This is a genomic window from Actinophytocola oryzae (assembly GCF_004364325.1).
GTDB lineage: Bacteria > Actinomycetota > Actinomycetes > Mycobacteriales > Pseudonocardiaceae > Actinophytocola > Actinophytocola oryzae.
Map to the genome: position 1 here is coordinate 587,498 of NZ_SOCP01000002.1, position 24,998 is coordinate 612,495.

22 protein-coding genes are annotated in these 24,998 nt (G+C 71.0%); 17 read left to right on the plus strand and 5 right to left on the minus strand.

Annotated elements, in window-relative coordinates; all coding sequences use genetic code 11:
* Positions 1–6: 6 nt before the first annotated feature.
* Positions 7–1,116, minus strand: a complete 1,110-nt coding sequence (locus CLV71_RS06310) for an FAD-dependent oxidoreductase (protein ID WP_133901646.1) — start codon at positions 1,114–1,116, stop codon at positions 7–9.
* A gap of 90 nt (positions 1,117–1,206) precedes the next feature.
* On the opposite strand from CLV71_RS06310, the gene CLV71_RS06315 reads away from it, so the two are divergent.
* The 6 genes from CLV71_RS06315 (at position 1,207) to CLV71_RS06340 (ending at position 10,058) form a co-directional block, all read left to right on the plus strand.
* Positions 1,207–1,872, plus strand: coding sequence for a TetR/AcrR family transcriptional regulator (locus tag CLV71_RS06315; protein WP_166663963.1), 666 nt, complete (start codon positions 1,207–1,209; stop codon positions 1,870–1,872).
* A 145-nt stretch (positions 1,873–2,017) separates the two neighbouring features.
* Positions 2,018–3,484, plus strand: coding sequence for an FAD-dependent oxidoreductase (locus CLV71_RS06320; protein WP_133901648.1), 1,467 nt, complete (start codon positions 2,018–2,020; stop codon positions 3,482–3,484).
* Between the two features lie 285 nt (positions 3,485–3,769).
* Positions 3,770–4,738, plus strand: a complete 969-nt coding sequence (locus CLV71_RS06325) for a methyltransferase domain-containing protein (protein ID WP_166663964.1) — start codon at positions 3,770–3,772, stop codon at positions 4,736–4,738.
* Between the two features lie 13 nt (positions 4,739–4,751).
* A complete protein-coding gene (locus CLV71_RS06330; protein ID WP_133901650.1) occupies positions 4,752–6,281 on the plus strand; it encodes an asparagine synthetase B family protein in 1,530 nt (509 codons plus the stop codon).
* A gap of 538 nt (positions 6,282–6,819) precedes the next feature.
* Positions 6,820–8,517 (plus strand): hypothetical protein, encoded by a 1,698-nt coding sequence (locus tag CLV71_RS06335; protein ID WP_166663965.1) that lies wholly within the window; start codon positions 6,820–6,822, stop codon positions 8,515–8,517.
* Positions 8,517–10,058, plus strand: a complete 1,542-nt coding sequence (locus CLV71_RS06340; protein WP_133901652.1) for a type 1 periplasmic-binding domain-containing protein — start codon at positions 8,517–8,519, stop codon at positions 10,056–10,058. Before CLV71_RS06335 ends, CLV71_RS06340 begins: the two co-directional genes overlap by 1 nt.
* 18 nt (positions 10,059–10,076) lie before the next feature.
* Here CLV71_RS06340 and CLV71_RS06345 read toward each other — a convergent pair whose 3' ends face one another.
* A complete protein-coding gene (locus CLV71_RS06345) occupies positions 10,077–10,610 on the minus strand; it encodes a hypothetical protein (protein ID WP_133901653.1) in 534 nt (177 codons plus the stop codon).
* 128 nt (positions 10,611–10,738) lie between these two features.
* On the opposite strand from CLV71_RS06345, the gene CLV71_RS06350 reads away from it, so the two are divergent.
* Positions 10,739–11,329, plus strand: a complete 591-nt coding sequence (locus CLV71_RS06350) for a TetR/AcrR family transcriptional regulator (RefSeq protein WP_133901654.1) — start codon at positions 10,739–10,741, stop codon at positions 11,327–11,329.
* On the opposite strand, the gene CLV71_RS06355 is transcribed toward CLV71_RS06350, so the two are convergent.
* On the minus strand, positions 11,321–12,337 hold the full coding sequence (locus CLV71_RS06355; RefSeq protein WP_341771450.1) for an Lrp/AsnC family transcriptional regulator: 1,017 nt from the start codon (positions 12,335–12,337) through the stop codon (positions 11,321–11,323). The genes CLV71_RS06350 and CLV71_RS06355 overlap by 9 nt on opposite strands.
* Before the next feature lie 99 nt (positions 12,338–12,436).
* Here CLV71_RS06355 and CLV71_RS06360 point away from each other — a divergent pair, with 99 nt between their 5' ends.
* The 7 genes from CLV71_RS06360 (at position 12,437) to CLV71_RS06390 (ending at position 21,298) form a co-directional block, all read left to right on the plus strand.
* The gene (locus CLV71_RS06360) at positions 12,437–13,615 is read left to right on the plus strand and encodes a M20 metallopeptidase family protein (protein ID WP_133901655.1); all 1,179 of its coding nucleotides are present in this window, start codon (positions 12,437–12,439) and stop codon (positions 13,613–13,615) included.
* Positions 13,616–13,655: 40 nt separating this feature from the next.
* Positions 13,656–13,931 (plus strand): hypothetical protein, encoded by a 276-nt coding sequence (locus tag CLV71_RS06365; protein WP_133901656.1) that lies wholly within the window; start codon positions 13,656–13,658, stop codon positions 13,929–13,931.
* 556 nt (positions 13,932–14,487) lie between these two features.
* Positions 14,488–16,749, plus strand: coding sequence for a M4 family metallopeptidase (locus CLV71_RS06370; RefSeq protein ID WP_133901657.1), 2,262 nt, complete (start codon positions 14,488–14,490; stop codon positions 16,747–16,749).
* A gap of 160 nt (positions 16,750–16,909) precedes the next feature.
* Entirely contained in the window at positions 16,910–17,938 is a 1,029-nt protein-coding gene (locus tag CLV71_RS06375) for an alpha/beta fold hydrolase (RefSeq protein ID WP_133901658.1), read from the plus strand.
* Between the two features lie 87 nt (positions 17,939–18,025).
* Entirely contained in the window at positions 18,026–18,730 is a 705-nt protein-coding gene (locus CLV71_RS06380; RefSeq protein ID WP_133901659.1) for a hypothetical protein, read from the plus strand.
* Positions 18,727–19,677 (plus strand): LLM class flavin-dependent oxidoreductase, encoded by a 951-nt coding sequence (locus CLV71_RS06385; RefSeq protein ID WP_133901660.1) that lies wholly within the window; start codon positions 18,727–18,729, stop codon positions 19,675–19,677. The genes CLV71_RS06380 and CLV71_RS06385 overlap by 4 nt, the downstream gene beginning before the upstream one ends.
* 145 nt (positions 19,678–19,822) lie before the next feature.
* The gene (locus tag CLV71_RS06390; RefSeq protein WP_133901661.1) at positions 19,823–21,298 is read left to right on the plus strand and encodes an amidohydrolase family protein; all 1,476 of its coding nucleotides are present in this window, start codon (positions 19,823–19,825) and stop codon (positions 21,296–21,298) included.
* Positions 21,299–21,366: 68 nt separating this feature from the next.
* Here CLV71_RS06390 and CLV71_RS06395 read toward each other — a convergent pair whose 3' ends face one another.
* Positions 21,367–22,050: a M15 family metallopeptidase gene (locus CLV71_RS06395; protein WP_243866245.1), complete on the minus strand. Its 684-nt coding sequence runs from the start codon at positions 22,048–22,050 to the stop codon at positions 21,367–21,369.
* A gap of 145 nt (positions 22,051–22,195) precedes the next feature.
* Here CLV71_RS06395 and CLV71_RS06400 point away from each other — a divergent pair, with 145 nt between their 5' ends.
* A complete protein-coding gene (locus CLV71_RS06400) occupies positions 22,196–22,978 on the plus strand; it encodes an endonuclease/exonuclease/phosphatase family protein (RefSeq protein ID WP_133901663.1) in 783 nt (260 codons plus the stop codon).
* Between the two features lie 150 nt (positions 22,979–23,128).
* Positions 23,129–23,449, plus strand: coding sequence for a hypothetical protein (locus CLV71_RS06405; RefSeq protein WP_133901664.1), 321 nt, complete (start codon positions 23,129–23,131; stop codon positions 23,447–23,449).
* A 25-nt stretch (positions 23,450–23,474) separates the two neighbouring features.
* Here CLV71_RS06405 and CLV71_RS06410 read toward each other — a convergent pair whose 3' ends face one another.
* A complete protein-coding gene (locus tag CLV71_RS06410) occupies positions 23,475–23,894 on the minus strand; it encodes a DUF3237 domain-containing protein (RefSeq protein ID WP_166663967.1) in 420 nt (139 codons plus the stop codon).
* Positions 23,895–24,001: 107 nt separating this feature from the next.
* Here CLV71_RS06410 and CLV71_RS06415 point away from each other — a divergent pair, with 107 nt between their 5' ends.
* Complete coding sequence (locus tag CLV71_RS06415) at positions 24,002–24,991, plus strand: LLM class flavin-dependent oxidoreductase (protein ID WP_133901666.1); 990 nt, start codon at positions 24,002–24,004, stop codon at positions 24,989–24,991.
* Positions 24,992–24,998 lie beyond the last annotated feature (7 nt).

Below are 24,998 nucleotides of genomic sequence, written 5' to 3' on the forward strand. Positions count from 1 at the left end.
CTCCCGCTACTCGGCTCCGCTCAGCATCGTGACCATGCTGTGGGGTGCCTCGTCGCCGAACATGATCGTGTAGATGTCGTCGTCCGCCTCGGCGGCCGCGCGGGTGAACATGGCCTGTTCGTACTCGGCGAGCGCGGCGTCGGGGTCCCCGGGGTGCGCGGCGATGGCCTGACCCAGCTCGGCGCCGTCCAGCATGGCCAGGTTCGCGCCCTCACCGTTCGGCGGCATGAGGTGGGCGGCGTCGCCGAGCAGCGTCACGCCCGCGACGCGGTCCCAGTGGTGTCCAGGCGGCAGCGTGAAGAGGCGGCGCAGGACCGGCGGGGTGTCGCTGTCGGTGATCAGGGCGGTCAACTCCGGGGCCCAGCCGTCGAACTCCTCGACCACCCGCGCGGTCATGGTCGCGGCGTCGGTGTCGGCGAGCCAGCTCCTCGGCTTCACCAGCTGCGCGTAGGTGTGCAGGGTGCCGCCGCTCTCGCGGTGGGCCAGAATGCCCTTGCCCGGCGCGAGTGCGAAGAGCGATCCGCCGCCGACGGCCTCCGTGGCGGCCGGGTGGCGGGTGTCGCCGTCGAACAGGAACGTCTCGACGACCGCGACGCCGACGTACTCGGGGATGGCGTCGGACAGCAGCGGGCGGACCCGCGACCAGGCGCCGTCCGCGCCGACCAGCAGGCTCGTGCCGACGGTGGTGCCGTCGGCGAAGCCCACCTCGTGGCGGCCCTCCCCGAGCGCCCGCACACCGGTGACCTTGTGCCCCCACTGGACGGTGCCGGCCGGGAGCGCGTCGAGCAGCAGCGCCCGCAGCTCGCCGCGCTGCACCTCGGGACGATCGCCCGTGCCGTCGTCGGGCCGGTCGAGCAGGACGGTCCCCGTCCGGTCGAGGACCCGGTAGGACTCGCGGCCCCGCAGGACCAGCCCGAGGAAGCCCTCGGTCAGGCCGGCCACCTCCAGCGCGAGCTGACCGTTCCACGGGTGGATGTCGAGCATCCCGCCCTGGTGGCGCGCGGCGGGGGAGGGCTCCGCCTCGTACACCGTGGCCGCGACGCCGTGTACGTGCAGGACGCGGGCCAGTACGAGACCGCCGAGGCCCGCTCCGATGATCGTGACCGGTGTCGTCATGGTGCTCCTCCCGGAGACTTGTTGGATCGCCGCTCCAAACAAGCTAGCACGACTTTGGATCGGCGATCCAAACGTGACACAATGGCGCCTGTGACGAAGAGGACCCAGCGGCGTACGGACGGGCTGTCCAAGGAGCTGATCGTCAGGGCCGCCGCCGACCTCCTCGACGCGGGTGGTGAGTCCGCGCTGACGCTCCGTGCTCTCGTCACCCGGCTGAGCACCGGCTACGGGGCGATCTACCACCATGTGGCGAACAAGGACGACCTGCTCGCGGCGGCCACCGACGACATCGTCGCCGGCGTGATGACCGGGGTGGTCGTCGAGGGGGACCCGGCGGAGGGTCTGCGTGCCGTCGCGCTGGGGCTGTTCGACGCGATCGACGCACACCCCTGGGTCGGCGCCCAGCTCTCCCGGGAGCCGTGGCGACCCGCGCTGCTCGACGTCTACGAGAGCGTCGGCAGCCTCCTCGACGCGCTCGGCGTGCCAGAGGGGGCGCTCTTCGACGCGGCGGGCGCGCTGGTGAACTACATCCTCGGCGTCGCGGGGCAGAACACGGCGAACACCCGCCACCTCGCCGAGGGCGACGCCGACCGCTCGGCCTTCCTCGGCGCCGTCGCGGCACGGTGGTCGCGACTGGACCCCGCCAGGTACCCGTTCGTGCACAGAGCGGCGACGCACCTGCGCGAGCACGACGACCGCGAGCAGTTCCTGTCCGGCATCGACATCTTCCTGGCCGGTATCGCCACGCTGCGGTAGCCGTCGCCGGGGCCCCCGTGCCCGCAGCAGCCTCGTATATGCGTGTATCGAGCACATGATTCAGTAGAGTTGTCGGCATGTTCGCTGTTGACAGCGGCAAAAACGCGGCCTTAATGTGTGCAATATGCACACAACTGGAGGGGCAATGGAGACTGCGGTGTTGGTCAGCGGGGCCGGTGCGGCCGGGTTGACGCTGGGGATCGACCTCGCGCGCCGGGGCGTGCCGTTCGTGTTGGTGGACAAGGCGGCGCACCCGTTCGCGGGGTCGCGGGGCAAGGGGATCCAGCCGAGGAGCCAGGAGGTGTTCGAGGACCTCGGTGTGATCGACCGGATCGTGGCGGCCGGTGGCGAGTACCCGCCGCAGCGCTACTACACCGAGGACGGCACGGTGGACCGCCCGACCGTGGAGCTGTCGGCGCCGACACCGGCCGAGCCGTTCATGATCCCGTTGCTGGTGCCGCAGTTCCTGACCGAGCGCGTCCTGCGTGACCGGCTCGCCGAGTTGGGTCACACCCCGCGCTACGCCCACGAGCTGGTGGGGTTCGAACAGGACGACGACGGGGTGACCGCGCGGGTCGCGACCCAGGACGGTGAACACGTCGTGCGGGCGGCGTACCTGGTCGGCACCGACGGCGGGTCGAGCTTCGTGCGCAAGAGCCTGGGGATCGGGTTCGAGGGCAGGACCCTCGGGGTGCGGGCGATCGTGGCCGACGTGTACGTCGACGGGGTCAGCGCGGACGTGTGGCACCGGTTCGCCGAGGACACGCCCACCCAGGTGTCGCTGTGCCCGCTCTACGGCACGCCGATGTTCCAGCTCCAGGCCCCGGTCCCGTTCGACGTGGAGATCGACCTGTCCTCGGCGGGGCTCACCGCGTTCCTGCGTGAGCGTGCCGGCCGCGACGACCTGACGATCACGTCCGTGTCGTGGGCGTCGGTGTTCTCCATGAACGCGCGGTTGGCCGACTCCTACCGGCAGGGTCGGGTCCTCCTGGCGGGCGACGCCGCGCACGTGCACCCGCCCACGGGCGGGCAGGGCCTGAACACCAGCCTGCAGGACACCTACAACCTGGGGTGGAAGCTCGCCGCCGTGCTCGGTGGCGCCGACGAGTCGCTGCTCGCCACCTACGAGGAGGAACGCCGTCCGGTCGCGGAGGAGGTGCTGGGCCTGTCGACCCGGCTGCTGGGCACCCGGCTGGTGCGGGGCCGGGAGGGCAGCCAGCTCGACCTCGGCTACGGGTACTCGTCGCTCGCGGCGGCCGACCCGGACCGCGACAAGGGCGTGCTGGCGGGCGACCGCGCCCCGGACGCTCCCGTCACCGGCGCTGGTGGCCTGCCGACCCGACTGTTCACCCTGTTCCAGGGCCCGCACTGGACCCTGCTCGGCTACGAGACCGACCGCGACGAGACACCCCCGGCGCGTGCCGGTCTGCACATCCACCTGATCGGTGCCCGCGGCGACCTCCGCGACACCGGCGGCCACGTCCGCGACACCTACGGACTCGAACCCGGCCACTGGGTGCTCGTCCGCCCGGACGGTTACGTCGCGGGCATCACGGACCGCCCTCGGGCGGTCGAGAACTACCTGCGGCGCGTCGGCGTTCGGACTTCCTGACCGCACCGCGGAATCGCCGTCGGCACGGCGGTGTTCGACAAACCGCCGAATTCCGGAATGCCGACCGCGTGGCCGACGGGTGCCAAATCCCGCACCACGCGGGTATACTTCCCGTGATGATCGAATAAAACCGGGATGTCGGCTTCCGTGCCGTCGGCCACAATGTGGTCGAGAATGTTCTGGCCCGCTGCTCCGAGGTATTGGTCGGGTGAAGCACGCGAGCCACTGGGGGTGACGACGACGACCTCGCCGCCGCGTGACCGACCCTATCTTCCCGGTCTGTCCATGATGGAGTATGCCGACCTGGCGCGGAACAGGTTTCCCTGGCTCGCGGAGACCCTCTGGCTGGACCGTCCCGGTGCCGAGGCGGCCTGGCGACTGCTCGCGGACGCGGTCAACGAGTTCGAGGACGACACCGACCTCGGCAGGGGTGCCTCCTACCGCCGCGCCCAGCGCAACGCCATGGTCCGGGCCAGGGGGATCCGGTCGCTGTTCACCCTCGCCGCGGGGGTCGCCACCCCCGCGCGCATCCCACGCGACTGGCGCCTGCTGGACGTGCTCGGCGGGGACGGCCTGCTCGCACGTGTGCTCAGAACCGTGGCGCCCCAGGTGGTTTCGCCGGCCGTCACCAGCGACATGGCCGGCCACATGGTGCTCGAGGCGTTGCGTGGCGGCCTGCCCGCCATCCGCCAGCTCGCCCAGTTCCTGTTCGTCCGCGACGAGACCATGGACGCGGTCATCATCGCCTACGGCACCCACCACATCGGACCGGAGGAGCGGGCGGCGGCCTGCCGGGAGGCGGCTCGGGTGCTGCGTCCCGGCGGCAGGCTCGTCCTGCACGACTTCGAGGAGGGCGCGCCGGTCGCCAGGTGGTTCACCGAGGTGGTGCACCGCCATTCCCGTTCCGGCCACCCCTACAAGCATTTCAGCGCCGCCGAGATGGAACGGCTCATCGCGGCGGCGGACCTGCGTCCCGTGGGGGTGCGTCCCGTCTACGACCCGCTCGTCGTCGAGGGCGACGACCCGCGCGAGGTGCGTGCGGCGCTGGCCGACTACCTGCTCGACATGTACGGCCTGGTCGGTCTGAACGGCCGGGCCCGCGCGGAGACCCGCGACGCCGTGTGGGCCCTGGCACGCAGGTACTTCACGTATCCGGACGGCGCAGGCCCGGACAGGCCGGTCGTCTACCGGCGACGTTCGACCTGGCTCGCCGAGGTGCCGAGGGTGGCCCTGGTCGCCGTCGGCGAGAAGTGACTGGGGGAGTGGTATGTGCGGTATCGCCGTCGAGCTGTCCGCCGACGCTGGGCGACCCGGCGCGGACCGGGTGTCCGCCATGCTGGCGGCCATCCGCCACCGGGGCGACTCTGTCCACTATGGACGGACGCGGTCGGTGCCCGGTGCCGTGCTCGGCAGCAACCGGCTGGCCATCGTGGCCAGGGACGAGGCGGACCAACCGATGCCGGACGCCGACGGTGGCCTCTGGGTGGTGTTCAACGGCGAGATCTACAACCACCCGGAGCTGCGGCGTGAGCTGACGGGGCTCGGCCACGGCTTTCGCACCGGGTCGGACACCGAGGTCCTGCTGCGTGGCTACCGCGAGTGGGGCGAGGACCTGCCGAGCCGTCTGGACGGCGTCTTCGCCTTCCTGATCTACGATCCGGCGACCAGGGACTACCTGTGCGCCCGCGACCGGTTCGGCGTCAAGCCGCTGTACCGGGCCGGGGACGGCGAGACGACGCTGTTCGCCTCGGAGCTCAAGGCCTTCGGCACGACGGGATGCCCGCCGCTGGAGTTCCCGCCGGGGCACACCGAGTCCCGTGCCGGGCGCCGCCGCTACGACGAGCGCCGAGCAGTGCCGGTGCCCGAGGAGGAGGACGAGGTCGTCGCGGAGCTGTTCGGCAGGCTCGACGACGCGGTCGCCAAGCGCGTCCGGACCGATCTGCCCGTCGGCGTGATCTACAGCGGGGGAGTGGACAGTGCCGCCGTGCTCGGCCTCGCGATCCGCCACCACCCGGACGTCACGGCGATCAGCGTCGGCTTTCCCGGTGCCCCCGACCTGGAGTTCGCCATCCGCTCGTGCGCCGACCTCGGTGTGCGGCACGTGGTCCACCACCTCGACCACGACGTGCTGGCCGCGCGCCTGCCCGAGACGGTCCGCCAGATCGAGACGTTCGAGGTCATCGACATCATGGACGCGAGCGTGATGACGCCCGCCTTCGCGGTCGCCCGCGAGCTGGGCCTCAAGGTGGTGCTGGTCGGCGACGGCAGCGACGAGCTCTTCGCGGGCTACGAGCTGTTCCGCGACCATCCCGACCCGGTGGCGATGTCGCGGTACCGGGTGATGAACCTGTACCGCACCGACCTGCAGCGGGTGGACCGCACCTCGATGCTGCACTCGGTGGAGGCCAGGGTCCCGTTCCTGGACCCCTCGGTGGTCGACCTCGCCTGGCACCTGCCGATGAGCTGGAAGTTCCGCGACGGCATCGAGAAATGGGTGCTGCGCAGGGCGATCGAGGGCGTCGTCCCGGACTACCTGGCCTGGCGGCCCAAGATCCGGATGCCGCAGGGCACCGGGCTGCTGTTCCAGCTCATCGAGTACGCCCGAGGACAGGCCGGACAGTCCGGCTCGGCCGGGTCGGAGCTCGCCGACCGGATCGGCCTCGACCGTCCCGAGGCGAGGTACTTCCTCCGGCAGTACCTGGACCACGGCTATCCGACCCCCACGGCCGCGTACCGCCGGGCCGGATGGGACTTCGCGCCGAACGGCTACTTCGTGTTCGGGGACCCGTCGAGCTAGTGCCGTGTCCAGGTGGGGAGGGTCGTTTATCCGTGGATCCAGGTGGTCGCTGGCAAGGCGCCGGGAAGCCGCTCGTACCGGGTTGTACTCGGGCTTTCCGGCAACGCCGCCAGCGGCCGCCTGGGCCGCGGAGAAACGTGCCCTCCTCGCCTGGACGCGGCACTAGGCCGACGAATCATCTCCTCCGGCGGCGTCGCGGGGTTGTTCCCGCCAACCGGGTCGGCACGTAATTCACTGCCATCTCGAAAGGATATCTTTCGGGTCGTTGTCCTGGTTGTGTCAACCGCGGACTGGTTGGACCACTGCTACAATGATCGTGAATTACGATCATTCGTTCACCGGCGGGAACCCAATGGCCGCGACTCTACCGCTTCTCGGGAGATCGAAACTCATCTCGCTCTTCGAGGAACTCCTGCGGACAAAAGACCAGGATCTCCCGCTGACCGTGCTGATCGGACCGCCCGGCAGTGGCAAAAGCTGGGTTCTGCAGTACATCGAGGGCGCCTGCCGCGGATCCGCCGCCATTCCCTACGCGCTTGTGGACTGTGCCGAACGGAACTACACCCCGTGGCAGTTGGTGTGCAGGCTGGCCGAGGAGCTGAGCGGTTCGTGGCCGGAGTTCGGCGCCATCAGGTTTCGCCGGGTCTGGCTCGCGCAGGTCGCGGCGAGCATCCACGACCTGTCCGACGACCCGGCCGACACCACGAGGAACTGCGCCAGGGTCCGCGACGAGCTCCGGCGGCTCGTCCGGGTCCGGGAACGGGTGGGCGCGGTCGCCAGGACGCTGGAGGACGTGGGCCTGACCCTGGACGCCCGCCAGGCCCTGGACATCTCCTCCGCGGAGGTGCGGTTGGTCGGCCAGCTGCTCCAGTCGGCCGTCAGCTCCCGCTACGCCGTCGACGCACTGTTCCGCACCGGCCTGAGCTGGTACGGCGCGCGTGGCAAGCGCAACGAGGACGGTGTGCACGAGCTGGTCCGGCTCAACCTGTCCTTCCACGACGCGGCCCGGCGCCGGGAGGCCGAGCGCACGCTCGTCGCCGCGTTCCTCGCCGACATCGAGGCCGCGTACACGCGCCGGAACCGGCCGTTCAACTGCGTGGTGCTGCTGGACAACTGCCACCGGGAGGCCGGGAGCACCGTCCTCGACCTCGTCGCGCAGGCGCGGGCCACGTCGGAGACCTGTGAACCGGTCGTCGTCGTGGCCGCCGCGGGCGCGCTGCCCGAACTGACCGGCCTGCGGACCCGGTGGCGGCTGCCCTGGGAGCCCGAGAGGGCCGGGTCGGCGCAGGAACCCACCAGGCGCGAGGTCCCGACGGCACGGTCGGTGACCCATGGGGCGTGGTCGGGAGCCCGCGACCGGGAGGCGACCGGTTCCTGGTGGCTGCCGGTGTGGCTGTGCGACCTGACCTCGACCGAGATCGGCGAGTCGGTTCCCGCCGAGCACGTCAGGTTCGTGGACGACCTGACGCACGGGCATCCGTGGAGTGTGCAGGAACTCGCGCCGACCCTGACCGAGCCGCGCTCCAGACGTGCCGTCCTCGACGGCTTCCGGTACGAGCACCTGCTCGCCGGTCTGCCGGACCGGTCCCGGGAGAAGCTGATCCTCTGGTCCGCCGCGCGCGACCTCGACGCGGCGCAGGGGGCACTCGGCGCACGACACTCCGACCTGCCGGACTGGTTGGAGAAGTCGCTGTGGTTGACCGCCGGACCGCGCAGGCTGCCCCGGCTCCACCCGTGGCTGCGCCGGGTTCTGTTGTGGCAGCTGGCAGGCATGGGGAAGAACCAGTGGAACGACGTGCACGGCACGTTGGAGACCTGGGCCCGTGCCGTCGGCAACCGCAAGAAGACCAACGACATCTGGTATCACAGCCTCGCCCGCGGCGAGCTCGGTCCGGTCGTCGACTACCTCATCGACCTGCAGCTGGACGCCGACGCGGAGAGCTGGATCGACGAGTTCGACGAGATCACCGAGGCGCCGGGACTGCACCGTTACGCGGAGAGCGCCGACGCGCGCTACGACGAGCTGTTGAGCCTCTGCCCCAACGAGACCGGCCCGCGACGGGTGGTGTGGTCGCTGGTGGCCGCCCGGTGGATCTGGCGTGATCCGCTCGGCGACCCCGAGTTCACGCTCACCGGTGCGATCGCCCACGAGTTCGACCTGCTCGCCGACGTCTTCCAGACCGGACGGAACAGGTTTCACCGGGAAGCCGAAGCATACCGAAAGAAGACATCGTGATGGCGGAGCGAACGCGGGGAGCCCGCAAGCTGTCCGAGCCGAAACCGTTCAACCCGCCGACCCCGTGGTACCGCCGAACCCACACCAGGATCATCGCGATCGTGGTGACGCTCGCCGTCATCGTCTGGATGGGATTCTGGCGGCCGTGGGAGACCGTGCGGGTCACCGACGGCTCCGACGACCTGTTCGGCGGCCTCGGCGAGGTCGAGCGGCTGATCCGCGCGGAGAACCGGGCGGTCGGGGAAAGCGGCCAGGACTACGCCACGATCGCGTTCATGATGCCGATCCGGACCGGCGACAAGGACCCGAACTCCCGGACGTCGATCCAGCACGAGCTGGAGGGCGCCTACCTGGCGCAGTGGTGGTCCAACCACGAGGAGGGGGACCCGGTTCGCTTCAGCAGCAGCAGGCCTCTGGTGCGTCTCCTGCTGGCGGACACCGGCGACGGGGGAGTGGACTGGAACGACACCGTCACCGACCTGGTGGCCCGCGCCGAGAGCGACGAGCACCTGGTCGCCGTGGCCGGTCTCGGGTCCAGTGTGGACACCACGCAGCGGGCCGTCAGCGCGTTGAACGACCACGGCATCCCGACGTTCGGGTCGGTGATCACCTCGTCTGCGCTGTCCGCGCCCAGGCTGGCGAGGGTCGCGCCGACGAACGCGGACGAGGCCGCCGCGGCCGTCGCGTACCTGACGACGACCCCCGAATGGCTGGCCGCGACGCCCGAGGCGCCGTACAAGATCCACATGGTCCGCGACACCGATCCCAACGACAGGTACGCGACCGACCTCGCCAACCGCTACCGCAACGCGTTCCCCCGTGACAACCCGGCGTACCCGCGACCGACCGAGGGCGGCTTCAACGCCGCGGTGGGCGCCGTCGGCAACGTGCTCGCCCTCGAGGCCCAGCGGATCTGCGGGATCGACCCGGACGTCGTGTTCTTCGCCGGTTTCAGCGCGGACCTGAGGACGTTCCTCGGCAAGCTGGCCGCGCGGGACTGCGCTGCCGACGGACCGATCACCGTCATCTGCGGCGACGACGTCAACCGGGTGACCGGCGTGCACGGCCTGTGGACCGGCGGCAGTGTGCGGGTCCTGTACACCACGTTGGCCACTCCCCAGGCGTGGGACTCACCGGTCGCGGAACGGGACAAGCTGTTCTCCCCGGTGCCGATCGCCCGGTTCAGGGACGGTCCCCACAGCTATCACGCGGTGTTCGGCGACGACCTCGAGGACGGCCACGCCATCATGAGCTACGACTCGGTGGTCACCGCGGTCGAGGCGACCCGCAGGGCACGCACCGAGAAGGCGAAGGTCCCCCAGCCGGTCGACCTGGTGAACGGGCTCAACCAGATCAACGGCACCGCCCGGGTGCCGGGCGCGAGCGGCTGGATCTACTTCCAGATCCCGAGGAACGCCTCGCAGCAGTGGCTGCCCTTCAACAAGCTGATCCCGGTGATGAGCCTCGACGCCAACGGCAAGGCGACACTCGAGGCACTGTCCTCGAACAACGGCCGGCCACCGGGACCACCACCACGCTGACGGTCCCAGGAGGTGGGGTCAGCGGCCTCGGCCGAGGCGCAGCGCCGAGACGAGGAAGAACACGCCGCCGAGCACCGCATACCCGGCGAGGGTGCCCAGTGACGCGCCTTCCCCGGCGGCCTGCAGGACGAACGACGTCCCCGCCGCGACGGAGATCGCGCCGCTGATGATCATCGGCCAGTGACCGTCCAGCCTGCGGCGGATCACGCCGACGGCGAGCTGCACGAGGCCGGCCCCGATGGCCCAGGCGCCCCAGACCCGCAGCACGGCCGGCACCCCGGACGACGCGGCGACGGCCAGGCCCACGGCGGCCGCCACGCTGATCACGATGTTCACGTACAGGCTCGGTGCCTTCGACGAGCGGAGGTCCGTGACCGCGGCGGCCGCGTCGAACAGGGCGTAGAGCACCAGCAGGGTGCCGCTCACCGGCCCGAGGTCCGAGCCGGTCGCGAACAGCAGACCCGCCCAGACGATCGCGAACCCGAACCGGACGAAGTACAGCCGTCGCAGGGAGGGGGCGATGGTGACGGGGGAGGCGGTGACGGTGGCCATGGCGACATCCTTCTGAAGGAGATAGAACGTTCGGTCTTGTCGAAGCGTGCCAGGTGCTGGACGGAAACGCAAGACCGAACGTTCTATCTGCTATTGTTCTGGCAACAGTGCGGCACACGGGAGGACAGGTGTCCGAAGCACGGTCACGGCTGCTCGGCACGGCCACCCGGCTCTTCTACGCAGAGGGGCTGCACTCCGTGGGGATCGACCGGATCGTCGCGGAGGCGAAGGTGACCCGCGCGACCCTGTACCGGCACTTCCCCGGCAAGGACGACCTCGTCGTCGCGTACCTGCGGGGAGCCGACCAGGCCATCCGCGACCGGGCCGGGGAGGCGCTCGGCAGCGGCCGACCGGCGGCGGAGGTCCTGCTCGCCATCGCCAGGTCGATCGCCGAGGACATCGCGTCGCGGGGGTTTCGCGGCTGCGCCTTCCTCAACGCCGCCGCGGAGTACCCGGACCCGGCGCATCCCGTGCACAAGGCGGTACTCGCGCACCGCGAGTGGTTCCTGCGCACCGTCACCGACCTGCTCGCGCAGACCGGCGAGTCGCCACCCGAGCCCGCGGGCAGGCACTTCGTCATGCTGCGTGACGGCGCGATGGCGGCGGGCTGCCTGACCGACCCGACGGCGGTCTGCGAGACGTTCCTCCAGGGAGTCGAGGGACTGCTGCGGTTCCGCGCCGCCCCGATGGTCCCCGGGGCCCGAGCGCGGTCAGGGTGACGCCCAGGGGTCGATCGGCACGACGCCGGTGATCCGGTCGTCGTCCAGCAGGCAACCCATGCGCTTCACCGCCCGCAGTGCCACGGCGCGGTCGGTGAGGGTCAGCGCGGGAAGTCGTCGGGCCAGCTCGGTCTCCAGGCGTTGGATGTCGCCGAGCGAGCGCAGCCAGAGGACCATCATCAGGTTGTCCGCTCCGGTGACGGCCGCGCACATCCGGACCTCGGGCAGTTCCGTCAACGCGGACGCCGTGCGGTCCAGCTCGTCCGGCGGGACCCGCGCCCAGAACGTCGCGGCGACCGGCCAGCCCGTGATCGACTGGGCGACCTCGCAGCGCAGGGACAGCAGTCCACCGTGGATCATCTCGTTGAGCCTGCGCCGGACGGTGGACCCGCTCCTCGCCGTCGAGGACGCGATCTCCGCCGCGGAGCTGCGCCCGTCGGTGAGCGCGCGCAGCACCTCCCGGTGGTGGCCCCGCCAGACGGGGCGGTGGTCGGGGAGCGGCGTCCGCCCGACGGTTCGGCCACCCCGTGGCGGTTCGAGCGCGTCGAGCCGCCAGTGGTTGCCCTCGCCGTAGACGGTGGTGACCACGTGCGTGCGGGTCCCGCGCAGGCCGGGGAGCTGGTGGAGCTGTTCGAGCACGACGCGGGACAGCGTCGCGAGGTCCGGGGCCAGCACGGTCAGGAACAGGTCCCGGCCGCTGCTGATGATCGAGATCGAGACGATCTGCGGGACGGTCGAGAGCACCCGCACCGCGTGGTCGCGGGCGGTCGGTTCGAGATCCAGCTCGATGAACGCGTTGCAGTGGTCGCGGGCCCACGGCCGAAGGGACGGATAGGCGGTGACGCGAGCGGCTCCCGTCTCGACGAGTGCCTGCCAGCGCCGCGCGGCGGTCGCGGGGTCGACGCCCAGCCGCCTGCCGACCTCGTGCCACGTCGCGCGGGGTGCCGTCTGCAACGCGTGCACGATTCTGAGGTCGGTCTCGTCTGGTGTGCGCGAATCCTGCACCACAGGCCGTTCTGCTGAGCGATACCGGGAGTTCCGGGACTCAGCGTGGCACCGGTCGCGATCCTTCGGCAAGGGTTCCACCGAAGACCGAGGAGACTTCCGATGTCCGTGCACGAGGACGCCAACGCATTGCGCGAGAACCTGGTCCGGCTGCGGCGAGCGCTGCATGCCGAGCCCGAGATCGGCCTGGACCTGCCACGCACGCAGGAGAAGGTGCTCGCCGCGCTCGACGGGCTGCCGCTGGAGGTGTCGGTCGGGCACGCGCTCACCTCCGTGACGGCCGTGCTGCGGGGCGCCAGGCCGGGTCCGGTCGTGCTGTTGCGTGCGGACATGGACGCATTGCCCGTGTCGGAACGCACCCGGCTCGACTACGCGTCCCGCGTCGACGGCGCCATGCACGCCTGCGGACACGACCTGCACACGGCCATGCTGGTCGGCGCAGCGCACCTGCTCGCGGCGCGGCGGGACTCGCTGGCGGGTGAGGTGATCTTCATGTTCCAGCCGGGCGAGGAGGGCTTCGACGGCGCCGCGGCCATGATCGCCGAGGGTGTGCTCGCCGCGGCGGGCAGAGCGCCGGAGGCGGCGTACGCACTGCACGTGTTCAGCGCCGCCGTGCCGCACGAGCTGTTCGCCGCCCGCCCCGGCACGACGATGGCGGCCTCCGACGGGCTCGAGGTCACCGTCCGGGGAGCCGGTGGGCACGGCGCCAGACCGCACCGCGCGAAGGACCCGATCCCCGTGGCGTGCGAGATCGTCACCGCGCTGCAGACCCTGGTCACCCGCCAGTCCGACATCTTCGACCCCGTCGTGCTGACCGTCGGGTCACTGCACGCGGGCACGCGACGCAACGTCATCCCCGACACGGCCAGGTTCGAGGCGACTGTGCGCACGTTCTCCGCGCCTGCCAAGGCCCGCATCAGAAAGGCGGCTACCACGCTCGTGGAGTCCGTCGCGGCGGCGCACGGGCTGCACGCCGAGGTGACCTATGTGGACGGATACCCCATGACCGTCAACGATACCGACGAGGTCGCGTTCGTGGCCGACACCGTGGCCGACGTGTTGGGCGAACACCGGTTCCGGCTCCTGGCCGACTCGCTGCCGGGTGGTGAGGACTTCTCCCGGGTCCTGGAACGGGTGCCCGGCGCCTTCGTGTTGCTGGGTGCGGGCGACGGCACCACCGACAACCACTCGCCGCTCGCCGAGTTCGACGACACCGTGCTGCCGGACGGCGCCGCCGTTCTCGCGGAACTCGCGCTGCGCAGGGGGCGGACGTCGCCGTGAACGCCGCTCACCCACTGGCCGTCGGTTTCGGAGGGCCGTCGTGGTCGTCATCGCTCGGATAGTGGCCGGTGCCGTCATCGTGTTGGTGCTGGCCGGATTCACCGCCATGTTCGTGACCGGTCTCGACCGGGGCGAGACCGGGAGGGCGGTCGCCGGTGCCGTGCTCCTCGCCGTGACCGTGTCGGCGCTCGTCAGCGGCTTCCTGCCGGAGCGGCGCGGCCGTGGCGGCCGGTGGAGCGTCGCTGTCGGCGGTGATGCGGAGGACGCCGACGACGGCGCCGACGACGGCGGGGACGGAGACGGCGGCGACGCCTGACCGCCGTGATGTCCTGTCCTGAAGCGAATGCCGAAGAGACCTGGTGCTCAGGCGCCTGGTGTCACGGCACGGGCACGCGGGAACTCCTGTCGAGACAAGGGGCGAATCCCGGTCAGGTCGGCGAACGGCCGAGTCACGGGAACGACGTCGGTGGAACCGAACCGGCTCCAGTGCGAAGTGGACCACCAAAAAGCCCGTATACCATGAAAGGCGCCCGAACGTGTCGAATCGCGGGGCAGTGGCCGCGCGACGGGCGCCGCCGGCACGCTCAGTCACGTCACCGCTGGCGGCGACGGGCGCCCTCTCCTGACCCGGATGGCCGATCCTGTTGCGCCACATGGCTTTTCGGGATTTGGGAACGGCGAAGCGGCACTGCGGGACAAAGCGGTCATTTTGATTATCTGTTTATACGTTGATGGACGACAGTCCTTGTGCGACGGCTGGGCCACGCAGATTCTTAATCCGGTTCACGCGAACCAGCTCACCTCTTGAAACGCACGTGACCCCCGATCGAGGGCTCGGGGGCGCTGCGCCCTGCGCAGAGGAGTTCAGTTCGATGTTACTGAGACGTGTTGTCGTGCTGGCCTCGGCCGGCGTGCTGGCCGCGGGTGTCGCGGTCGTCGCGACACCGACCGCACTGGCACAACCCACCCCGACCCCAGCGCCGAACGCGCAGTCGCTCGCCGCGAACGCCGCGTCGGACTTCCTCGCGTCGAGGCCCGCCGCGCTGCACGCGAGCGCGAGCGACGCGTTCACCCAGCACCCCGTGATCAGCTTCGACGGCACGCAGTTCGTGCCGTACGACCGTTCCTACAAGGGTCTTCCCGTGGTGGGCGGCGACTTCGTCGTCATGACCAACTCCTCGGGCCAGGTCATGGACACCTCGGTCGCCCAGGACCAGACCATCGACCTCGCCTCGACCACCCCGAAGGTCACCGTCAAGGAGGCGGAGGCGACCGCCGGTGCGGCGCTCCAGTCCGTTACCTCGGCGACCACCCCCCGGCTCGTCGTCTACGCGCACGGCTCGCCCGCGCTCGCGTACGAGTCCACGGTCACCGGCACCGGTGCCGAGGGCTCCAGCAAGCTGTCCGTCGTCGTCGACGCGCAGACCGGCAAGGTGCTCGAGACCACCGAGCACGTGATGCACGGCACCGGCACGAGTGCGTGGAACGCCAACCCGGTCACCATCAACACCACGCACTCCGGGTCCACCTACACCATGCGTGACCCGAGCATCACCAACCTCAGCTGCCAGAACCTGTCCGGCAACCAGGTCTTCTCCGGCCCCGACGACGTCTGGGGCAACGGCAACGCGACCGACCGGGAGACCGGCTGCGTCGACGCGCTCTTCGGTTCGCAGACCGAGAACAGGATGATCGCCGACTGGCTCGGCCGCAACGGCCCGAACGGCAGCGGTGGGGCGTGGCCGATCCGCGTCGGCCTCAACGACCTCAACGCGGGCTACGACGGCAGCCAGATCCAGATCGGCCACAACCAGGCGGGTGGCTGGATCGGCGCCATCGACGTGATCGCGCACGAGCAGGGTCACGGCATCGACGACTACACCCCCGGCAGCATCTCCCGCGGCGGCACCCAGGAGTTCGTCGCCGACACCTTCGGCGCGGCCAGCGAGTGGTACGCCAACGAGTCCACGAAGGACACCCCGGACTTCCTCGTCGGCGAGCAGATCAACCTGACCGGCAACGGCCCGATCCGCAACATGTACAACCCGTCGGCCGTCGGCCACGCGAACTGCTACTCGAGCTCGATCCCGAACACCGAGGTGCACGCGGCGGCCGGTCCCGGCAACCACTGGTTCTACCTGCTGGCCGAGGGCACCAGCCCCACCAACGGCCAGCCGACGAGCCCCACGTGCAACAGCAGCAGCGTCACGGGCGTCGGCATCCAGAACGCCATCAAGATCATGTACGGCGCGATGCTGATGAAGACGTCGAGCAGCTCGTACCTGAAGTACCGCACCTGGACGCTGACCGCGGCGAAGAACCTCGACGCGACCTGCGGCCTGTTCAACACCACGAAGAAGGCGTGGGACGCGGTGAGCGTGCCGGCGCAGTCCGCCGACCCGACCTGCTCGGCCAGCGGCGGCATCACCGTCGGCAACCCGGGCAACAGGAGCGGCACGGTCGGCACCGCGATCACGGCGTTCACCGTCACCGCGAGCGGCGGCACCTCGCCGTACCACTTCTCCGCGACCGGACTGCCCCCGGGCGTCTCGATCAACGCGACGAGCGGCCAGGTGTCGGGCACCCCGACCGCCGGTGGCACGTTCGCCGCCACGGTGACCGTGACCGACAGCTCGAGCCCGGCGAAGAGCGGCTCGGTCCAGTTCACGTTCACGGTCAGCGGCGGCGGTGGCGGCACCTGCGGCCAGAACCTGATCACCAACGGCACCTTCGAGAGCGGCACGACGGGCTGGACGGCGACCTCCGGCGTGCTCACCTCCGGCGCCAACGCACACGCGGGCACCCGCTTCGCGTGGCTGGACGGCTACGGCCGCACCCACACCGACACGCTGCAGCAGGTCCTCACGGTGCCCGCGGGCTGCAGCGCGACGCTGAGCTACTACCTGTGGATCGACACGGAGGACGAGCCGTCGTCGGCCTTCGACAGGTTGACCCTGACCGCCAACAACCAGACCCTGGCGACCTTCTCCAACCTGGACGCCGGTTCCGGGTACGTCCTGCGCACGGCCAGCCTGGCCGCCTTCGCGGGGCAGTCGGTCACGCTGAAGTGGACCGGCACCGAGGACGCCGGTCTCGCGACCAACTTCCTGATCGACGACGTCTCGACCAGCTGACCCCCTGAGTGAGAGCCGACGGTGGCCGGGTGCCTGCGCACCCGGCCACCGTCGTCCCGTCGAGGTCGTTTCCGCGGGATGCGGAGGTACAGTGTCGGCGGGGGACCCGGTCTCGCGCGCGTGGCGGGGTCGGCAGCGAGTTCCGGGAGGTCCTGGCCGGATGAGGCAGGTCGTGCGGTTCGCGGGCACACCGCGCGGGCGGGTGGCCTACTCCGTGACGGGTAGCGGGCCGCCGCTGGTGTGCATGTTCGGCTGGGTGTCGCACCTCGGTCTGATGTGGGAGACACCGGACCACCGCCGGTTCGTCGAGGCCCTGTCCAGGACCCACACCGTGATCCGGTACGACAAGGTCGGTTGTGGACTGTCCGACCGGGACCGGACGGACTTCTCGATGGAGTCCGAGCTCGCGGTGCTGGCGGCACTGGTCGGGCAGCTCGGGCTCGGGCGGTTCGCGTTGTTCGGCTCGTGCGAGAGCGGGCAGGTGGCCGCGGCGTACGCGGCGGCGCACCCGGACGAGTTGTCGTCGCTGATCGTCTACGGCTCCTGCGTCCGTGGCCGCGACCTCGCTCCCGACGACGTCCGGGAGTCCGTGCTCTCGCTGGTCCGGGCGCACTGGGGCCTCGGGTCGCGGGTGCTGGCCGACATGTGGCTCCCCGACGCGCCCCCCGAGGTGGCCGCGATCTTCGCCCGCCACCAGCGCGGCTCGGCGACCGCCGACATGGCCGCGTCCCTTCTGGACATGTTCTACCGGTTCGACGTCACCGACCTGCTGTCCGCGATCCGGGTGCCGACGCTCGTGGCGCACCGCCGGGGCAGCCGGGCGGTCCGGTTCGACCTCGGCAGGGAGCTGGCGGCACAGATCCCCGGTGCGCAGTTCGCGGAGCTGGCCGGTCGCATGCAGCCGATCTACGCCGAGGACGCGGACGCCGCCGCGGCGGTGCTCCTGTCGTTCCTGCGGGACCAGACCGCGCCGAAGGAGGCGACCGGCGGCCCGCTGACCTCCCGGGAGCTGCAGGTCGCCGACCTCATCGCCGACGGCCTGTCCAACCCCGAGATCGCGCGGACCCTCGGCGTGTCGGTCCGGACGGTCGACTCGCACGTCGAGCACGTCCGCACGAAGCTCGGCGTCCGCGCCAGGGCGCAGATCGCGGTGTGGGCCCGGCTCACCCCGAGCGGGCAGCCTAGGTAGTTCCACCGACGTCTGCCCGCCACGTCGCCGGTCTTCTCGGTGAGTCGACCGATTCGGGCGGGCGGTTCCCGTCGTTAGCGTCGGGGCATGTCGAAACAGAAGATCATCATCGACCCGGTGTTCGAGGGTCCGCCGGCGTGGGCCCACGGCGGCTACGCCTGCGGCGTCGTCGCGCGGCACGTGGCGGGCGACGCCGAGGTCACGCTGCGCAGACCGGTGCCGCTCGGGTCCGCCCTGCGCCTGTCGCCACAGGACGGGGGAGTGGCGCTCCACGACGGGAACACGCTCGTCGCCGAGGGCGCCACCACCACGCTGACCGACGACGTGCCGCCACCGCCGAGCTTCGCCGAGGCACTGGCGGCGACCGCGTCCTTCCCGGGACTGCGTGCGCACCCGTACCCGCGCTGCGTCGGGTGTGGCACCGACCGGACGGACGCGGTGGCGCTGCGGGTCTTCCCGGGTCCGCTGGTCGGGCGCGACCTCGTCGCCGCCGTCTGGTATCCGGGCGAGGACGCGACGGCGGACGGGCTGATCTCACGCGCGTTCGCCTGGGCCGCGCTGGACTGTCCGGGCGGCTGGGCCGCGACCCACTTCGGGAAGGTCGACCGGCCCGCCGTGCTCGGCCGGATGGCGGCCCGGCTGGCACCTGCGATCGAGGCCCGGGAGGCGCACCTCGTCGTGGGCTGGCTGGAAGGGGTGTCCGGGCGGAAACTGACCGCCGGATCGGCTCTCTTCAGCCGTGACGGGGTCGTACAGGGCGTCTCCCGGCAGACCTGGGTCGTGTCCCGATGAGGCGCGGCATCGCGCTGACCCCGCTGGAGACGCGGCGGGACGTCGTCCTCCGCGCGGCAGCGCTCGCCGACGAGCTGGGCTACGAGGTGTTCTCCGTCGCGGAGGGCTGGGGCCTCGACTCGACCGTCATGCTGGCCGAGCTGGCCGCCGCCACGCGCCGGATCACGCTCGTCGCCGGTGTCCTCTCGGTGTGGACCAGGACCCCGGCCGCCATCGCGATGACCGCGGCGACGCTGCACCAGCTCTCGGGCGGGCGGTTCGTCCTCGGACTCGGCGCGAGTTCGCGTCAGCTCGTCGAGGGCTGGCACGACGTCGGCTACGAGCATCCCGCGGCTCGCCTGCGGGAGGTCACGACCCGGGTGCGTGCGCTCCTGTCGGGTGAGCGGGCGACGCTCTCGGCCGCGCCGGGGGCCAGGGCGCTGCGCCTCGGCCAGCCGCCGGTGCCGGACCTGCCGATCTGGCTCGCCGCCACCGGCGAACGGACCATCGGCATCGCGGCGGACCTGGCCGACGGCTGGTTCCCGCTGTACCTGCGCCGCGAGCGGTTGAACGAGCTGGCAGCAGGTATCGCGGCGCGGCGCGGCAGCCCGATCACCGTGGCGGCCGGCCCGCTCACGGTGGTCGACGACGACCTCGCGGCAGCACGCGCGGCAGCGGCGGCCTGCACCACGGTGTACCTGGCGGCAATGGGCGACATCTACCCGCGCCTGGTCGCCGGTCAGGGCCTCGCCGAGGAGGTCGACCTCGTCGCGACCACCAGGACCGTCCCCGACGAGGCACAGGTCCTCCTCGACGAGTTCACCGCCTACGGCGACGCCGCCACGGTCCGGGACCGGCTCGAGAGCTGGGACTCCGCGACCGACCTCACCATGGTCGGCCTACCACCGGGCCTGCCGTGGCCCCAGCTCGAGGCGACCATCCGCGCCGCCGCGCCCGCCACCACCTGACCGCCACCACGGCGTTCGGCGTCGCGCCGACGCAACACGCGTGTGACGCTGACCTGGGCGGCTCGTGCCGGGGGACGGAGGTTCTGCCATGAGTTCGGTGGCTCGGACGAACGCGGGCGAGAACCGGCGCCCTAGTTTTGGCGGTATGCGGACACTTCTGCGTGGCGGCCGGGTCGTCGATCCGGCGGGCGGCTTCGACGGTGTCGCCGACGTCCTGGTGACCGGCGGCGAGGTCAGCGCGGTCGGCCCCGGGCTCACACCCGAGCCGGGAACCGTGGTCCTCGACGTCACCGGGCTCGTCGTCGGGCCGGGGTTCGTCGATCTGCACAGCCACGCGCAGTCGGTCGCCGGGCAGCGGCTGCAGGCTATGGACGGGGTCACCACGGCACTCGAGCTGGAGGCCGGGGCGATGCCGTTGGAGCGGGCGTATGCCGACGCGGCCGAGGCGGGGCGACCGTTGAACTACGGCTTCTCCGCGTCGTGGGGTGCGGCACGGGCCAAGGTGCTCGCCGGGATCGAGCCGGACTCGCGGATCGAGAGCGCTCTGGCCGTGCTGGGCAACCCGCAGTGGCAGCGGTCGTCCTCGCGCAAGGAGCTGGCCGCCTGGCTGTCCCTGCTGGACGGTGAGCTGGCCGAGGGAGCCCTGGGCATCGGGGTGCTGATGGGCTACGCGCCGTTCTCCGACCCCGCCGAGTTCCTCGCCGTCGCCCGGCTCGCCGCGAACGCCGGCGTGCCGACCTACACGCACGTGCGGGAGCTGGTCGAGGTCGATCCGGCCATCCCGGTCGACGGATCGGAGGAGATCGCGGTGGCCGCGGCCGAGACCGGGGCCGCGATGCACCACTGCCACGTCAACAGCACGTCCGGGCGGCACATCGAGCGGGTGCTCGGCACCCTGGACCGGTCGCGACGGGAAGGCTCGCGGGTGACCGTGGAGGCCTACCCCTACGGCGCGGGCAGCACCGCGGTCGGGGCCGCGTTCATCGAGCCGGAACGGTTGCGGATGAAGGGGCTCGGCCCGTCGAGCGTGGTGATGCTCGAGTCGGGTGAGCGCGTCGCGGACGAGGCCCGGCTGCGTGAGCTGCGGAGTGCCGACCCCGGCGCGCCGTGTGTCCTGGAGTTCTTCGACGAGCGGGTGCCCGCCGACCGCGCGATGTTGCTCGAGTCACTGGCCTACCCGGACGCGATCGTGGCCAGTGACGCCATGCCGGTGTTCTGGGCCGACGGCAGGCGTGAGAGCACGGAATGGCCGCTCCCGCCCGGTGGGTCGACCCATCCCCGTACGGCGGGGACGTTCGCCCGCGCGCTGCGGCTGATGGTGCGTGAGACGGGGACCTGGACCTGGCTGGAGGCGTTCCGCCGTTGTTCCTACCTGCCCGCGCGGGTACTGGACGACGTCGCCCCGGCCGCGCGGCGCAAGGGACGACTCGACGTCGGCGCGGACGCCGACCTCGTGGTGCTCGATCCCGCGACCATCACCGACACGGCCACCTACACCGATCCCACCCGGCCGTCGGTCGGGGTCCGGCACCTGTTCGTCGCCGGCGTTCCCGTGGTCGGGGACGGAGAACTGCGTGTGGACGCGTTTCCGGGGCGGCCGGTGCGCGGCGAGCCGCGGTGACGACCCTGGTAGGGCGCGCGTGCCGGTAAGGGGCCGGCACGCGCGCCGTGGTCAGGTGACGGTTGCGCCTACGGCTTCTCGAAGTGCTGGTAGTCGATCGGGGTGTCCCAGTAGCCGCCCCAGTCCCAGCCCCTGCTCTCGAACGCCCGCACGGTCGAGTCGTCCGCGTGGATCAGACCCGGGTCCGTCCGCGTGCGGTCGGTGTAGGGGGCGCCGTTGGACGGGTAGACGGTGCCGCTGCCCGAGATGTACGGGTTCTGCACCGGGTTGATGTCGATGGCCCGCCCGTAGGAGTGGTTGGACCACTCCGTGCCGCCGGTGATGGCGCGGCAGTTGAACGCCGACGTGTTGTTCGCCTCCATCGAACGGTCGTCGTCGGCGTCGTACTTCTCCACGGTCTCCATGCGCTCGATCGGGTACCGGTGGAAGTACAGCTCGGCGAACGTGGCCACGACGTCACGTGCGACGTCGGCGGCGACCACGAGCTCGCCCCGGTAGACCCTCCCGTCGAAGCCCAGAACACTCATGTTCACGAGACGCAGCTGGTCGGGACCGACAGGGCAGCCCTCCCGCCAGCTCTTCCCCAGGCGCTCGGCCGTGACCGGCCGGACGGTTGCCACGAACGGTGGCAGGCCGGTCGCCGACTCGGCGGCGGCGTGGCCGCCCGTGTCGGCACCGGCGGTGACCCCAGTCCCCAGTAGAGCGGAGATGCCGATGACCACAGTGGCTAGTAGTCGATTGATCGTTCTCACGTGTGTAACACGCCGCGGCCGGATGTCACGTTGCTTCCGAGTCATCGGAAACTTGTCGCGTACTGGATCAACAGCAGGTGAATCGCTCACCTAGTGGACGGTTGTGCCGGGCGGGACCGTCTGCTTGTGTCTTGCCATGAACCGCTTGATCATCTTGTTGGCGGCGCTCGTGCTCGCGGCGTGCTCCGGGCAGGCCCCTGACGCGGCGCCGCCGAGTGCCGCGACGACGAGCGCCGGTACGACGACGATCACCGTGCTCCAGCTGAACATCTGTCACGGCGGCATGGCCGGCTGCTACCGGGGTGACGCGGTGCTGGCGAAGGCGTCCGAGGTGATCAGGTCGAGCAGGCCGCAGGTGTTGTCGGTGAACGAGACGTGTGCTGCCGACGTCGAGCGGCTGCGGCCCGCCATGGGTGACGCGCGGGCGTTGTTCGTCGCGGCGCGCAACCTCGACGGCACGCCGACGCAGTGCCGCGACGGCGACCAGTACGGCAACATCCTGATGGTCGCGGACGGCTTCGCGGGCACGACGGAGGAGACCGGCACCTACGACGCCCAGTACCGGGCGCTGGACGGTCACCTGGAGCTGCGGTCGTGGGCGTGCCTGCCTGCGGGCGAGATCAGCGCCTGCACGACGCACCTGTCCTCGGACGACGCGCCGACCGCGCTCGCGCAGTGCCGGGACCTGATGCGCCGCGCGGCGGGCTATCCCCGGCCCGCCGTCGTGCTCGGCGACTTCAACCTGAAGGACCAGGGTTCCCCGAGCATGGCCGAGTGCGACCCGCCCGGGTTCTCCCGCCGGGGCGACGGCGGCGTCCAGCACATCTACGCGGGCGAGGACCTGTCGTTCGCCCGGACCACGGTGATCGACATGGCGGGCACCACGGACCACCCCGGACTGCTCGCCTCGCTGAGCACCGGCCACTGAACGTAGCCGAACCGTCAAAACGGGCGACTTCGTATACATTTTGCTGGACATCACTACTGTCGTGCGACAGGATCGGTGTTCAGGAGTCAAAAATGTATACCTTTTCTCGGCTCGCTGACCGGTTGGCCGGGTTTGGGCGGGAGGCCTGGGATGCACTACCTGAACACCACGCGGCACCTGATCACGCCGCCCACGGACGCCACCATCGACGAGCTGATGACGCTGCTGACCGAGCGCATCGCGCCGAGCGCCGCGACGCTGTCCGGCCTGCGGTCGATCTCGTGGATGCTGTCGCACGACCGCATGACCCTGCAGGCCTTCAGTGGCTGGGAGTCCGCGGAGGACCTGCCCAGGGCCGAGAACAGCGACCAGCACGTCAACAACGGCAAGATCATCAACGAGCTGCTCGGCGGTCTGGCCCAGCCGCAGGGCCACTCCTACTACCGGCTGCTCGGCGAGCGGTCCTTCTAGTCCCATGCGGCGTCGGGGTGGCGGATCAACGCAACGCGTACAGCTCGTACACGAGCACGTTGCCGTTCCGCTGCCCCCTGCCGACCGCCTGCACGGTGTTGAGCCAGGCGTAGCGCTCGTCGTCGGTCTCGAAGGTCGGCGCCGTCCACACGACACCGCCCTCGGCGGGCGGGCGGTCCGCCTTGCCGGTGTAGGTCATCGCGATGGTCGCGCCGTCGTCGGTCCGCAGCACCAGGCGAGCGTCCACAGTGACCGTCCCATCGGGATGGAGCCGGACCCAGTCGCCGGAGCTGGCCCCGAGCTGTGTCGCGTTGACACGCTCGCTCTTCCAGGTCAGCTCGCCGGCCTCGCCGATCAGCCTGCCGCCCCTGCCCGTCCCCGGCAGCAGGAACTGCCTGGCGATGATCACCGTGAGCGTGCCGAGGGACTCCAGTTCGATGCTCAACCCGACCTCCATGCGTGCTTTTCCTTGCGCGGAGTGCCACCGGGGTTGACACCGCGCTCAACAGAACATCATTCTGCATAGGAGAAGTCAACGAAGCGAGGTGGGCGATGCCGCTCGGACTCTCGGTGGCCAGTCGCAGCGGTCTGCCCGCGCGACGCTTCGCCGAGCTCGCCTCCGACGCCGAGCACGCGGGTTTCGACGTCTTCCTGGTGGCGGAACGGGTCGCGGACGCCTTCGCCCTGTGCCAGGCCGCACTCGCCGCCACCGAGCGCATCACCGTCGGCACCGCGATCGCCAACGCGCGCCTGCGCCACCCCGCGCTCACCGCGATGACCGCGGCCACGATGGACGAGCTGTACGGCGGCCGTGTCCTCCTTGGACTCGGCGTGGCCAACACGGTGCTCAACGAGGTGACCTTCGGCCTCCCGCCCGCCAACCCGGTGCCCTACGTCCGTGACTACGTCGACGTGGTGCGCCGGGTGCTCGCCGGCGAGCGCGACGCGGGCACCCAGGTCCGCGGCCTCCAGCTCGACCGCCCGCCTGCCCGGCAGGACATCCCGATCCTCGTCGCCGCCCTGCAGCCGAGGATGCTGCGCCTGGCGGGCGAGATCGGCGACGGCGTCCTGCTCAACCTCACCACCCCGGCGACGCTGCCCGGCGCGCTCGCCGAGGTCGCGAAGGCGGGCCGCGACGTGACCGTCGCCTGCGTACTGCCGTGCGCGCTCGGCGTGGACGACGAGGAGTCCCGCCAGGCGGGCCGCGAGCTGGTCGTCGGCTACGCACTGCACCCGGCCGCCACCCAGCTCTTCGGCGCGAGCGGTTACGTCGACGAACTGGCCGCGATCGCGGCGCTCCTGCGTGACGGGCACCGCGCCGAGGCGCTCGAGCTGGTGAGCGACGCGCTCGTGGACGAGTTCCTGCTGCGTGGCGACGAGCGCCAGGTCGTCGACCGCGTCAACGCCTACCAGGCCGCAGGGGTCGACCTGCCGGTCCTGTTCCCCGTGGCGGCGGAGGGCGGCTGGGACGCCGCCGTGCGCCGCACCATCGAGTTCACCGCAAACATCCGTCCGTCGATCACGAAAGAAGTCCCGGTATGACCCCACC

Excerpts from the sequence above, each read along its gene's own strand:
- CLV71_RS06310 (WP_133901646.1), bottom strand. The coding sequence starts at position 1,116 with ATGACGACACCGGTCACGATCATCGGAGCGGGCCTCGGCGGTCTCGTA.
- CLV71_RS06320 (WP_133901648.1), top strand. The coding sequence starts at position 2,018 with ATGGAGACTGCGGTGTTGGTCAGCGGGGCCGGTGCGGCCGGGTTGACG.
- CLV71_RS06325 (WP_166663964.1), top strand. The coding sequence starts at position 3,770 with ATGATGGAGTATGCCGACCTGGCGCGGAACAGGTTTCCCTGGCTCGCG.
- CLV71_RS06330 (WP_133901650.1), top strand. The coding sequence starts at position 4,752 with ATGTGCGGTATCGCCGTCGAGCTGTCCGCCGACGCTGGGCGACCCGGC.
- CLV71_RS06340 (WP_133901652.1), top strand. The coding sequence starts at position 8,517 with ATGGCGGAGCGAACGCGGGGAGCCCGCAAGCTGTCCGAGCCGAAACCG.
- CLV71_RS06345 (WP_133901653.1), bottom strand. The coding sequence starts at position 10,610 with ATGGCCACCGTCACCGCCTCCCCCGTCACCATCGCCCCCTCCCTGCGA.
- CLV71_RS06360 (WP_133901655.1), top strand. The coding sequence starts at position 12,437 with ATGTCCGTGCACGAGGACGCCAACGCATTGCGCGAGAACCTGGTCCGG.
- CLV71_RS06370 (WP_133901657.1), top strand. The coding sequence starts at position 14,488 with ATGTTACTGAGACGTGTTGTCGTGCTGGCCTCGGCCGGCGTGCTGGCC.
- CLV71_RS06375 (WP_133901658.1), top strand. The coding sequence starts at position 16,910 with ATGAGGCAGGTCGTGCGGTTCGCGGGCACACCGCGCGGGCGGGTGGCC.
- CLV71_RS06380 (WP_133901659.1), top strand. The coding sequence starts at position 18,026 with ATGTCGAAACAGAAGATCATCATCGACCCGGTGTTCGAGGGTCCGCCG.
- CLV71_RS06385 (WP_133901660.1), top strand. The coding sequence starts at position 18,727 with ATGAGGCGCGGCATCGCGCTGACCCCGCTGGAGACGCGGCGGGACGTC.
- CLV71_RS06390 (WP_133901661.1), top strand. The coding sequence starts at position 19,823 with ATGCGGACACTTCTGCGTGGCGGCCGGGTCGTCGATCCGGCGGGCGGC.
- CLV71_RS06405 (WP_133901664.1), top strand. The coding sequence starts at position 23,129 with ATGCACTACCTGAACACCACGCGGCACCTGATCACGCCGCCCACGGAC.
- CLV71_RS06415 (WP_133901666.1), top strand. The coding sequence starts at position 24,002 with ATGCCGCTCGGACTCTCGGTGGCCAGTCGCAGCGGTCTGCCCGCGCGA.